Origin of the sequence: Zobellia sp. 1_MG-2023 (genome assembly GCF_030549125.1) — a bacterium.
Classification (GTDB): domain Bacteria; phylum Bacteroidota; class Bacteroidia; order Flavobacteriales; family Flavobacteriaceae; genus Zobellia; species Zobellia russellii.
Genome location: NZ_JAUOSY010000001.1, coordinates 683529 through 696416, shown reverse-complemented (window position 1 = coordinate 696416; position 12888 = coordinate 683529). Strand labels below are relative to the sequence as shown.

Genomic DNA, 12888 nt, shown 5'->3' with positions numbered 1-12888 from the left:
TGTTATTTACGCCGTAAGTTTATCACCTTTGTATCGACTTATATGTTCTTCTTACAGCTAACTTTTTGCAAACCTCTAGACTACATTGGTTTGAAGTTTTATAGTCTGGCGTTTGTAGGTTTTAAGAGGGGTTTATTTCACAATTTTGAACGTATATCGTAATGAAGATGACAGATAAGAAGATACCATATTCCATATTAGAATTGGCAACCGTTGGAGCCGGTTTTAAGCCAAAGGAAGTTTTTGATAATAGTCTTGAATTGGCACAAAAGGCCGAGGAGTTTGGATACAACCGTTTTTGGTTGGCCGAACACCATAACATGTTAAGCATTGCCAGTTCTGCAACTACAGTACTTATCGGGCATATTGCCGGAGGAACCAAAAAAATACGTGTTGGTTCCGGGGGTATTATGTTGCCCAACCATTCATCTCTGCTCATAGCGGAGCAGTTTGGTACCTTGGCGTCATTATATCCTGATCGGATAGATTTAGGGTTGGGTAGAGCTCCTGGTACGGATCAGGTAACGGCAAATGCCATTCGTCCGGATAGAATGCAGGCCGTGTATCGTTTTCCTGAAGAAATGCATAACATTCAGCAGTATTTTTCAAAAGAGAACCAAAATGCCAAAGTTAGGGTTCCCATTGCCGAAGGCGTAGAGGTGCCCATCTATATTTTGGGTTCCAGTACGGATAGTGCCCATTTAGCGGCAAAAGAAGGGCTTCCGTATGTGTTCGCAAGTCACTTTGCTCCTAGTCAGCTCCAAGAGGCCCTGCACATTTATTATAATAATTTTCAGCCTTCAAAATACCTGAACGAGCCGTATACCATGGCGGGTGTAAATGTTGTAGCAGCAGAAACCGATGAGGAGGCAGATACCATTTCTACTTCTATGTTGCGCTTAATGTTGGGCGTGATGACAGGAAAGATAGATTATATGCAACCGCCGGTGAAAATGACGGCAGAGCTTAAACAGATTTCCGTAGACCCTGCTTTTCAGCGAATGTTGAAGTATGCTTTTGTGGGAAGTAAAGCTACGGTAAAAGAGAAAACAGCGGAATTTATAAAACAGACGGGCGTAAACGAGATTATTGCGGTCTCACATATTTATAATCAGCAAGATAGAATAAATTCATTCCGACTTTTTTCCGAGGTTATGCAGGAATTATAGGGAAACCGAGGTGTTAAAAAGATAGATACCTGCTCCGCATATTCGATTGCGAAAGATTTTTGTTTATTTGAATTAACTAATTTTGAATTGATTACCTTTCTTTGGATACTTTAAACCTACCCAAATGGAGTTGTCAAAAATTCTTTTAGCAGGGCTTGTTGGTACTACTTTGATGACTGCTTTCAGTTATTTGGTGGGGCAATTATGCGATGCTGAACTTGGCGAGCCCAAACTTCTTAATAAATTCTTGGATCGTTCCAAACGCTTAGACATTGAAGTTGCAGAGGATAGCATTTGGGGCTGGATATTCCACTATCTAACGGGCTTTCTTTTTGCAGGGGCCATGGCCGCCTATTTCTGTTCAACGGAAAACCACCCTACGTGGTGGTTGGCCATTGTTCTTGGATGTATATTGGGGTTATTTGGTGTGCTGGGTTGGTTGACCATGATACGGTTTCATAGCGCTCCGCCCAAAATAGAATTGCAACTGTTTCTAATTCAGCTAGTGGGTGCCCATATCATTTTTGGCCTTGGGGCAACCTTTGTTTTTAGGCTTTGGGCAACGTGGTACACTTTGTAATCGTGTATAGGCTTAGTTAGGGTCCTTGTCTTTTTTGCTTACCAAACCTTTGGTAAACTCGTTTAATGTTTCTACTTTTTCTTCAAAGTCGCCTTTAATTGTTTTTCTAAATTCGTTGAGGTTCTTCACCAGGTCGTCTATATTTTCAGGAATGACATCCTCAAAAAACTGACGCAAACGTTTAGCTGTGGTGGGCGATTTTCCGTTAGTAGAAATAGCCACTTTTACGTTTCCTTTGGTAACGATTCCGCCCATATAAAAATCACAGAAAGGAGGGTTATCCGCTACGTTTACCAAGATGCTCTCCACCCTACAATCATGGTATACTTGTTCGTTTACTTTTACCTTATCGGTAGTAGCAACGACCATGTGTTTGCTTTTTAAGAAAGATTTATTGTAGTCGCTTAAATGCATAACAATGCCAAATTTGGTCGCGAGAGCAATAGTTTCTTCCCTATAGAAAGGGGATACCATTTCCACTTGAGCACTAGGACTTGACTTTAATAGGAAAGTCAATTTTTCCAAGGCTACGTTTCCGCCGCCCACGATTAAAATATTTAGATTGGATACTTTAAGAAATACGGGGTACAGTTCATTCCGCTCCATGTTCTTCTTCTTTTTCTGTTTTATAATTTATAGTGACACGAGTGCCTTCGCCGGGAATAGAATTTATAAATAGCCTACCGTTAATATAGTCTATGCGCTCTTTCATAAAAAAGAGTCCCATTCCGCCTTCACTATTGTTTTTAGGTACTTGACCCAAAATAGAATCGTCAAAACCTTTGCCGTCATCGTCAATAACAACACTTAAGATATCATCTTTATAATTAATGGTCACCAAAATATAATTGGCTTCGGCATATTTTATGGCATTGTTTACCGCCTCTTGTACTACTCTATAGACATTGGTTTCGGCCAAGGAGTCAAACCTAATGTGTTCATCGGTACGGTTATCAAAAAGAATAGTTTTACCCGTGAGTTTAGAAAGCTCGGCAGTCATTTTTTGAAGTGCCGGAAAAATACCGTGATCGCTCAGTTCCGGTGGTGTTAGGTTAAAAGTTGCCGTGCGCACACCCTTTATCAAATCTGAAGTCAAAGTTTTTAAATAGGCAATCTTTTCAATGGTCTTAGCCTTGTTTTCAGGGTCAATAGATTCTATATTGAATTTTAGGGCGGTCAACATTTGGCCAATACCATCATGAATGTCCTTTGCAATCCGTTTTCTCTCTTCTTCCTGGCCCTCAACAATTTGGCTTGCCTGTACTTTTTTCTGTAACATGCGGGCTTCAAAGTTCTGTTGGGTAAGCTGCTCTACTTTTATGCTGTTTTCTTTCCGTTCCGTAATATCCGAACAAAGAATTAGAATACTCTGTTGTCTACTGGATTGATGCATGGGTACTATGGACATATCCAGCCAAAAGTGTTTTCCTTTTAGGGTAGTTATTTTAATCTCTTCTGTACGGATTACGTTTTTTCTATTGTTCTTTAGAACCTCCCTAAGGTATTCTTGCTGGCCTTGATCGGCGGTTAAAATTTCGGAAAGAGGCTTGTTCAGTTGCTTTTCGGTTATCCCTAATAGCTCTAGGAATTTTTTACTTATAAAAACGATGCTCCCATCTTTTCTGGTACTGGCAAACAATGCGGCATTGTCTATTACAAAGTTAAGCTCCTGTAGTTCCTGAAGGGATTTTTCCTTTTCCGAATAAAGCTGCTGAACCTCTTTTGCCCGTGCTTCCGAGTTTACTTGGTTTTGCATTAAATCGCCAATGGTCTTTCTAATTTGTAAAGAAAGAGGACGAAAAATGAACAATATTTCTAGCAATAATATGAGCAATGAAATGCCAAGTAGAACATATTCTTTTCGCTTAAGGATTTTTAACTGTTCCTTGCTCCGTTGGTCATATTGGTTTACGATATCGTCCATCAATTGAAGAAAACTATTCTCATTTTGGAGAACTACAGCAACATTTTCTTCTAAATTAGCCTTGTCTAGACTTTTATCATGGTAGGATTGGATTATCTTTTCTGCGGCTCCTACCATCGCCGCATGATGGGGTTCTAGCTTCTGGAATAACTCTAGTATTTCAACATGGGTCTCTTTAGGAATTCCTATTTCCGCATCTCCGTTCTGTAATGCCAAATGGGAGTGTTTCCAAATTGAAATGGTTTTAGAGAGGGCCGTTACATTTTTGGTAATGGAATTATTTGGAAACGCATCTTTTATGAGCAATAATTCTTTGGTCAATTTTTGACTATAGGCCCGTTGGAAACCCGCCACGTTAATGACTCGCGAATCACTCAGCTGCGAATTAAGGTGCAACTGAATAAGAATTTGAGAGACTATAATGGTAATTGCAATACCGGCCAAAGCCCATAGGTACCACTTTCTTATACTTAGAAAGGTTTCAGAGTCAAGCGGTAATTGGCTTTTTTCTTTTGACATGGTACATGGGTACTATTGCTATTCCTTAAATTAACCTGCAATGGCTTTTGAAACCAACTCCAGTGAATTCTTGGAAAGGGGCAGTTTTAATGCGGCTTCATGCCCTTCTTCGGACATTTTTCGCCATGTTTTTTGAAGAATGTCAATTACCTTGGCCTCATCGTGCTGAGACGCAAAGGGCTCAAAATAATGCTCAAGGAACACCAAGCAAATAACATCTTCTAAGGTTTGTGTGTCCTCATTTTTCTTTAATTGTTTCTTCTCCAATAAAAAAGCGACCTTCTCAATGGTTTCTTGATCGTAACCCACTTCTTCAAGAATAGCAGAAGCTTTTTGGGCATGGAATTTTTTTAGGTCCTGGCGCCATTTAAGATACCCCGTACGGTTCATTTCATAAGATTCCCGTGGAATTTCCCATCTGCATATATGTTGACATCTTGCCGTTAATTGCAAGGCTTCTGATGCTTTGGGGGCAAAGTCGTTCAGTTTTTCCGTCATACGAAGTGCATAAAGCAATTCTTTGGGATATGTTTTCCCTGAAGGGGTTATTTCTGTATGGGGATCTTGCTCGTTTGCCTTATCGAACAAAGAAAAGGCTTGCTGTAATTTATCGGAAATGGCCATAAGTTTAATTTTGGTCTAAGATACAAATACCTTGAGACCTGTAGAGAATCTATTGCATGGCTATAACGTCTTTCTAAAGATTTGCCGAAAAAATCACTTATTCCGAAAAGCCAACGAACACAAATTCCCCTTCTACCTTAACCGGGTAGGTGGCAATGGCATCCAAGCTCCCGTTTAGGTTTTCTCCTGTTTTTAGCGAAAACGTATTCTTATGAAGCGGACATGCTACTTTTGGTTGCATATCTTCCTCTCCGATCATTCCACGGGAAAGGACCATTTCCATTTTATGCGGGCAAAGATTCTGGCACGCGTACCAAGTGGCTTGGCGTGTAAAATTGAAAATGGCAATTTGTTTGTCCTTATATTTTATACATGCCCCGCCATTTTTTGGGAATTTACTGGCGGGTCCTGCTTTAAACCAGACTTTTACGTTATCTGGCTGTACGGTTTCATATGTACTTAGATTTGCGATCATAATGTTGTTTTTAGTTTGGGATTACTCTGTTTGTCACTTTTTTTCGTGATTTTCAAGTTCTATTAAGCCCATTCTTTAGGCATCTTTTGATCACGAAGCGATACGAATTCTATATTATCATCCGGTTCGTCCGAGTTAATGAAGTGGGTATACCGTTCCCTTATTTCTGGAGTTTCTACGGCTTCTTTCCACTCACATTTATAGGTATCAACAAATTTTTGCATATCGGCATCCAATTCTTCCACAATACCTAGTGAGTCATTGATAACTACGTTTTTAAGATAGGTAATACCGCCTTCCAGTTTGTCTAGCCAAGCCGCGGTTCTTGTAAGTGGCGGAGCTGTTTTTATATAGAACATCATAAAACGGTCTACATATGTAATGGCAGTTTCCTTGTCCACTTTTTCGGCCAGTAGCTCGGCATGTTTTGGATTGGCCCCACCGTTTCCGCCTACGTAAACATTCCACCCGCCTTCAACGGCAATGAATCCAAAATCTTTGCCTCGGGCTTCGGCACATTCGCGGATGCATCCAGATACCCCGCCTTTAAATTTATGGGGAGAGCGTATACCCTTGTACCTGTTTTCAATTTCAATGGCAAAACTTACGCTTTCGTCCATTCCGTATCGGCACCATGTAGAACCAACACAACTCTTTACCGTACGTAGCGATTTTCCATAAGCCTGACCGGTTTCAAAACCTTCGGCAATAAGTTCTTCCCAAATAAGGGGCAGCTCGTGCAATTTAGCACCGAACATATCAATACGTTGTCCTCCCGTTATTTTTGTGTACAAGTCGTACTTCTTGGCAATCCTACCCATGGCCATTAACTGCTTGGGCGAAATTTCACCTCCAGCTACCCTAGGAACAACTGAGTAGGTTCCGTTACGCTGTATATTGGCCAAATAACGATCGTTGCTATCCTGTATGGTTTCTTGACGGTTGGCCGTTTCATTGTATATACTGGCAAAAATTGAAGCGGCCAAGGGTTTGCAGACCTCACAGCCATGTCCTTTTCCTACTTCGTCCAGCAATTGGTCATAATCTTTAATATCCTTGAGCTTAACAATATCAAAAAGTTCTTGTCTGGAGTAGTCAAAATGCTCGCAGATGCTTTCTTTAACCGTTTTTCCTAAGCTTTTTAGGCTTTCTTTTACCAGATCGGCAACCATGGGCTTACATCCTCCACAGCCTGTTGTGGCTTTGGTAGCTTTGGCTACGTCCTTTACGGTTTCATTGCCATCGTCTATTACGGAACAGCAAACGGCTCCTTTGGTAACAGCTTCACAGGAACAGATTACGGCCGTGTCCGGTAAATCCATGGCGCTGCCAAATGCGGAACCTCCTTCGCCACGGGCACCAACAATGAGCTCTTCGGCATTATCGGGCAAAGGAATATTGTTAAGGTACATTTGGTGTAGAATGCTATAATCCTCTGCATCGCCTACCATAATTCCTCCTAATAGGGTTTTGCCATCGTGACTTACGTTTATACGTTTGTACAACCCTTTGGTCTTGTTCTCATAAATAATAGAAAGGCCCTTGTCCGCAGGCATATAAGGTATTCCAAAACTAGCCACGTCAACACCGATCAGTTTTAGTTTTGTGGACATATCAATTTCTGAACGCATAACCACTTCGGAGCTCTCTATAATTTGGTTTACGGCCACTTCGGCCATTTCATAACCTGGGGCTACGAGTCCGTAAATCATTTGGTTGTACAATGCCACTTCGCCAATAGCGAATATATTAGGGTCTGAGGTCTGCATTCTGTCATTTACAACAATGCCACCGCGAACTCCCATTTCTAGATTACAAGTTTTTCCGAGTTCATCACGAGGTCTAATACCTGCTGAAATTACGAGCATGTCTACTTCTAAGGTATCATCTTCGCCAAAGTCCATTCCTGTAATGGCCCCGTTTCCTAGAATACGGTTTGTAGCTTTTCCGGAATGTATGTTAATGCCCATATTCTCTAAGGTAAGTTGAAGGACATTGCTACTTCGGGAATCCAGTTGTCTTGGCATAAGTTTAGGGGCATACTCTACAACATGGGGTTCAAGACCCATGTCCATCACGGCTTTACCTGCTTCTAATCCCAAAAGACCACCGCCTAATATTGCCGCACGACCATTAGATTTTTTTGCTTTAATCTTTTCCGCATAGTTGAGCATGGCTTCCAGGTCCTCTATGGTGCGGTATACGAAGACACCTTCTTTCTCTACTCCGTTTATAGGAGGTACAAAAGGACTTGAGCCTGTGGCCAGTACTAAGTAGTCGTATGCATATTCTTTATCGCTTCCTGTGGTTATCGTTTTTGTTTTACGGTGAATGTCCGTAACACGTTCATTAACGATCAGTTCTATCTTATTTTCTGTATACCAGCTCATAGGGGCAAGTTCCAAGGCTTTGGCATCCCTATTTCCAAAGAACTCGCTTAAGTGTACACGATCGTATGCCGCTCTTGGTTCCTCACCGAAAACGATAATCTTAAAATTTTCAGATTCTTCTCGGGCTGCGATTTTCTCACAGAACTTATATCCGACCATGCCGTTTCCGACAACAATAATGGTTTTCATAGGCTTCGATTTTAAACTACTTAGCAATATTACGTATAAATACGTATAAAACATCTGTTTTTATCGAAATAATTACGTAGTTTTGTTGAGGAATTACTAAAACAATCCTTTAAAACTGCTAGTTATGAAAACAGTAAAAGAGCCAAAAGTTACATTGATAGGAGCGGGTCCGGGAAGCGCAGACCTTATTACCATAAGGGGTTTAAAGGCTTTAAGGTCGGCCAATGTGGTTTTGTACGACGCATTAATAGATGAAGAATTATTAAAACAGATTGATGCCGGTATTCCAAAAATATACGTAGGTAAACGATGTGGGATGCATTCGTTCAATCAAGATGATATTAATATCCTAATAGTAGAAAAAGCATTTGAGAGTGGTCATGTAGTTCGCTTAAAAGGGGGCGACCCATTTGTTTTTGGTAGGGCCCATGAAGAGATAGCCTATGTGGAATCTTTTGGTATTCCTGTAACCGTGGTACCTGGAGTTTCCAGTACTATAGCTGTTCCGTCTAGTCAAGGAATACCTATGACGCAGAGAGGTGTTAGTAGTAGTTTTTGGGTAATGACGGCAACAAAAAGAGATGGTTCGTTCTCAGAAGATTTAAAGTTCGCTTCGCAGTCTTCCGCAACTATGGTTATACTAATGGGAGTGAGAAAATTATCGGAAATAATTAGAGAGGTCAATAAATATAGGGGGTCTTTAACTCCAATGGCTGTAATTCAAAATGGCACGATGCCAAATGAATCCTGTATTGTGGGTACATTGGGTAGTATGGCTTCAGGGAAATCTAGTATTGATCGCTCTAAACCCGGTATTATAGTAATAGGTGATGTAGTGGCCGAGCATCCCGGTTTTTTTGAGGAAGAAGTGCAGCGTGTACTTCATTCTAGCTTCTAAAATCTAAATAGGTTACGTACGTATATTTTGTACTGAAGCCTCTGCTAAAAGCTCTGTATGGTGTCTGTGTAAGGCATATTGCAGAGCTCTTTTTTTGGCGGGAATATGATATTGTCATTTTATACAGCACTTTTTTTTAGATATCTGTTTTTTGGTTCAATATATTTTTTGGTTTCGTAAAAATACTTAGAAATGTGACATATTTTAAAAACATACGTAGTAATACGTATAAATATACGTAGTTTTGAATATTGTTTAACCTAAAACATTTGTATTATGGAAACACAATCTAAAAAAGCGACCAGCTTAAAACTCGGAAATATTAAAAGTATGCCCATTCGTACGTTTTGGATAACTTCGGTAGCATTCTTTATCTGTTTTTTCGCATGGTTTGGTATTGTACCGTTCATGCCGGATGTTGTAAAGGACTTAGGGCTTACTCCTGAGCAGAAATGGAACTCTATTATATTGGCGGTAACCGGAACGGTGTTCGCACGCCTTCTCATTGGGAAATTATGTGATAAATATGGTCCCAGATTATGTTATACGTATTTACTTCTTATAGGAGCTATACCTGTTATATTACTTGGATTCGTTCAAACACCTGCTCAATTTTTAATTTGCCGTTTGTTCATTGGCTTTATTGGGGCATCGTTTGTAATTACCCAGTTTCATACTTCTATAATGTTCGCTCCTAATATTGTGGGTACGGCCAATGCTACATCTGCAGGTTGGGGAAATTTAGGAGGTGGCGCCAACCGTTTGGGAATGCCCTTAATTGCGGCTGCCGTGGTGAGTTTTGGCGTTGCGGATGAGGTAGCATGGCGTTATTCTATGGTAATTGCCGGTGTAATTGCAATGCTAATGGGAGTGGTTTATTACTTTTTTACACAGGACACTCCGGAAGGTAATTTTGCTCAGCTTAAGAAAGAGGGTAAGATGCCCAAACTTAAGAAAGATGAAGAAAGCTTTGTAAGTGTTTTAAAGGATTATCGGGTGTGGATACTATTTGTAGTATATGCTGCCTCTTTTGGAATGGAGCTTACCGTATATGGAACAATGGATGATTATTTGCAAAATACGTTTGGCCTAATGCGCTCTACGGCGGGTAATCTGGTTTTATCGTTTGCCTTAATGAATATTTTTGCAAGAACCTTGGGAGGTTTCTTTGGAGATAGATTCGGGAAAATGAAAGGATTGCGAGGTAGAGTTGTGTTCTTGGGGATAATTTTAGCTATAGAAGGTTGTATGCTTACCATATTTTCAACTACTACAAGTATTGCCTTTGGTATCTTATTTTTGATAGCGTTTAGTCTATCCGTTCAGATGGCTGAAGGAGCTACTTTTTCCGTTGTGCCGTTCATTAATAAAAAAGCAATTGGTTCTATTTCGGGAATTGTAGGAGCTGGCGGAAACGTTGGGGCCTTTGTTGCGGCAATGTTTCTCAAATCACAATCCGCTTTGGCCGAAACCCAAGCGATAGCCGCAAATACAAACTTGGGAGAAGAGGCGGTTAGGGCAGCGCAATCCGCGGCAGCTTCTACAGCAGTATCAGGTGGGTACTTTATTATAGGAATTTGTGTTGTTGTTGCAGCTGGTCTATCGCTAGCAATAAAATTTTCCACAGAAGACGAGAAGGCTACGGCTTTAGAAATGAACAAGGCCAATACGCCTAAGTTTGCTGTAGCGAATAAGTAAAAAGTCAATATGATTTCTACACAGGCAAATACGAATACGGCTCGAACCAAGAAAAAATTGGCCCACACTTCTTGTGAGGACTGTACAAATAGTGGTTGTCTTATTAAAAGAAACTTAAGACTTAGTGCATTGGTATCGGAATTTGTTGAGGAAAAGAGGGAGTTCACTTGTAAAAAGAGCCAGCAATTTATTATGGAAGGAGCTCCCGTAAACGGCTTGTTCTTTATTCAATCTGGAAAAGTTAAGGTTTTTAGAACCGGTATTAACGGAAGGGAGCAAATCGTTCGCTTTGCCAACTTTGGTGAAATAATTGGGCATAGGGGGTTTGGAACCCACGAATACTATAGTATTGGTGCTATGGCCCTAGAGGATACCAACCTTTGTTACTTCTCAAAAGAAAACCTGCAAAAAGTACTATTAACAGCTCCCAATTTTACATATGATCTCATGTTATTTTATGCCAATGAGCTCAATAGAAGTGAGGCTAAAGTAAAATCAATTTCACAGATGACTGTGCGTGAGCGTGTCATAGATACCCTGATTTATATAGAGCGTAAATTTGGTAGAAAAAATAATTTTATCAATGTCGCTTTAAGTAGAAGGGAGTATGCAAATTATGCCGGAACTACGGAAGAGCAAGTTATACGAGTATTCTCTGCACTAAAGAAGGATAATTTGATTAACACAAAAGGCAAGCGTGTTGAAATTATTGATAGCTCGCTTCTCAAACGGGAAATATCCGAGCATAACTTTTATTTGGACAGTTAAGTAAACCGTACACTTTCCCTACAATTACTCAATATTTATTAATCCGTACCACTACGTATCTATACTCAAATAGGTAGATGTGTCTAACATGTTGGAATTCAGCATTAAATAACATAAACCTGTGTTTTGGCAGGTTTGAAGCTGGTGTAAAAAGAGGGTTTAACCTATGATATACCATATGTAGATCAAACAATTACGTATACATTTGTCAAGAATAAGTATTAATACGTAGTTTAATTAAAACCAATTGAATATGAAAACCATTTTTACAAAAGCATCATTGTTTGCGAGTTTGGCTGCAGTTGTGATGGCTTGTGGAGGAAAAGAAGCAAAAAAGACCGAAGCTTCTACGGAAGAAGCGGTGGCATCAAAAACAAAGATGTTGGATATTGAGAAACCGCAATTGACTTTCGGTTTTATAAAGTTAACAGATATGGCTCCTTTGGCCATAGCCAAGGAAAAGGGCTTCTTTGAAGATGAAGGACTGTTTGTTTCCGTAGAAGCACAATCTAACTGGAAAAACGTTTTAGATCGAGTTATAGATGGTCAATTAGACGGTTCTCATATGTTGGCGGGACAACCGATTGCAGCTGGAGCCGGTTTTGGTAGACAAGCCAAATTGGTAACTCCTTTTTCAATGGATTTAAATGGTAATGGAATCACGGTGTCCAATGACGTTTGGTCTAAAATGAAGCCAAATGTACCGGCAGATTCAGAGGGGAAACCTATACACCCGATTAAGGCAGACGCTCTTAAACCAGTTATTACCGAGTATAAGAATAGTGGTAAACCGTTCAAAATGGGAATGGTGTTCCCTGTATCTACACATAACTATGAAATTCGCTATTGGTTGGCAGCAGCGGGTATTCACCCAGGTATGTATACTGCGGATAACGTACAGGGCCAGATAGATGCTGAAGTGTTGTTGTCCGTAACACCACCGCCACAGATGCCAGCTACATTGGAGTCAGGAACTATATATGGTTACTGTGTAGGAGAGCCATGGAACCAACAAGCGGTATTTAAAGGTATTGGTGTACCTGTAACTACTAATTACGATATCTGGAAGAACAACCCGGAGAAAGTGTTTGTTATGACGGAGAAATTTGTAAATGAAAATCCAAATACGGCCATAGCTGTTACAAAGGCCTTGATACGAGCAGGAAAATGGTTAGATGAGCCATCTAACAGGGCCGAAGCCGTAAAAATACTTTCAATGTCTCAGTATGTTGGTGCACCTGAAGAGGTTTTGGCAAACTCCATGACCGGTACGTTTGAATTTGAAAAAGGAGATAAGCGTGAGATGCCTGATTTTAATGTTTTCTACAAGTACAATGCTACATATCCTTTTTACTCGGACGGTATTTGGTTCTTAACTCAAATGCGTAGATGGGGACAGATTCCAGAAACAAAATCAGCTGAGTGGTATGGTGAAACGATCAAGGATATCTATCGTCCTGACATCTGGAAAAAAGCTGCGGAACTTTTAGTGGCGGAAGGTCAAATTCCATCCAGTGATGTTCCTGATACGGACGGATACAAACCAGCAACTACAGACTTTATAGACGGAACTTCGTTTGATGCAAAAAATCCGATAGGATATATCAATAGTTTCTCCATAGGAAACAAGGATTAAGATACAGAGTAAGTAAAT

At 40.3% G+C, this 12888-nt stretch carries 11 protein-coding genes; 6 read left to right on the top strand and 5 right to left on the bottom strand.

The features are described from left to right. The first annotated feature begins 167 nt into the window (after positions 1-167). Positions 168-1169, top strand: coding sequence for an LLM class flavin-dependent oxidoreductase (locus tag Q4597_RS02810; RefSeq protein WP_303404811.1), 1002 nt, complete (start codon positions 168-170; stop codon positions 1167-1169). 124 nt (positions 1170-1293) lie between these two features. Then, positions 1294-1749: a hypothetical protein gene (locus Q4597_RS02805; protein ID WP_289037663.1), complete on the top strand. Its 456-nt coding sequence runs from the start codon at positions 1294-1296 to the stop codon at positions 1747-1749. Between the two features lie 12 nt (positions 1750-1761). Here the strand turns inward: Q4597_RS02805 and Q4597_RS02800 are convergent, their stop codons facing one another. The 5 genes from Q4597_RS02800 to nirB all read right to left on the bottom strand — a co-directional run bounded on the left by Q4597_RS02800 (position 1762) and on the right by nirB (position 7870). Further along, on the bottom strand, positions 1762-2355 hold the full coding sequence (locus Q4597_RS02800) for a bifunctional precorrin-2 dehydrogenase/sirohydrochlorin ferrochelatase (RefSeq protein ID WP_303404654.1): 594 nt from the start codon (positions 2353-2355) through the stop codon (positions 1762-1764). Continuing rightward, complete coding sequence (locus tag Q4597_RS02795; protein WP_215913500.1) at positions 2342-4192, bottom strand: ATP-binding protein; 1851 nt, start codon at positions 4190-4192, stop codon at positions 2342-2344. The genes Q4597_RS02800 and Q4597_RS02795 overlap by 14 nt, the downstream gene beginning before the upstream one ends. A 30-nt stretch (positions 4193-4222) precedes the next feature. After that, positions 4223-4816, bottom strand: a complete 594-nt coding sequence (locus Q4597_RS02790; RefSeq protein WP_215436911.1) for a DUF4202 domain-containing protein — start codon at positions 4814-4816, stop codon at positions 4223-4225. A gap of 97 nt (positions 4817-4913) precedes the next feature. Continuing rightward, complete coding sequence (nirD, locus tag Q4597_RS02785; protein ID WP_215913502.1) at positions 4914-5291, bottom strand: nitrite reductase small subunit NirD; 378 nt, start codon at positions 5289-5291, stop codon at positions 4914-4916. A gap of 62 nt (positions 5292-5353) precedes the next feature. After that, a complete protein-coding gene (nirB, locus tag Q4597_RS02780; RefSeq protein ID WP_303404653.1) occupies positions 5354-7870 on the bottom strand; it encodes a nitrite reductase large subunit NirB in 2517 nt (838 codons plus the stop codon). A 124-nt stretch (positions 7871-7994) separates the two neighbouring features. Between nirB and cobA the strand changes: the two genes are divergently transcribed. From cobA to Q4597_RS02760, 4 genes are all read left to right on the top strand, one after another. Continuing rightward, positions 7995-8768, top strand: a complete 774-nt coding sequence (gene cobA, locus Q4597_RS02775) for a uroporphyrinogen-III C-methyltransferase (protein WP_303404652.1) — start codon at positions 7995-7997, stop codon at positions 8766-8768. Positions 8769-9044: 276 nt separating this feature from the next. Further along, positions 9045-10466, top strand: coding sequence for an MFS transporter (locus tag Q4597_RS02770; protein ID WP_303404651.1), 1422 nt, complete (start codon positions 9045-9047; stop codon positions 10464-10466). A 9-nt stretch (positions 10467-10475) separates the two neighbouring features. Then, positions 10476-11234 (top strand): Crp/Fnr family transcriptional regulator, encoded by a 759-nt coding sequence (locus Q4597_RS02765; RefSeq protein WP_303404650.1) that lies wholly within the window; start codon positions 10476-10478, stop codon positions 11232-11234. A gap of 253 nt (positions 11235-11487) precedes the next feature. Beyond that, positions 11488-12870, top strand: a complete 1383-nt coding sequence (locus Q4597_RS02760) for a CmpA/NrtA family ABC transporter substrate-binding protein (protein ID WP_303404649.1) — start codon at positions 11488-11490, stop codon at positions 12868-12870. The last annotated feature ends 18 nt before the right edge of the window (positions 12871-12888 follow it).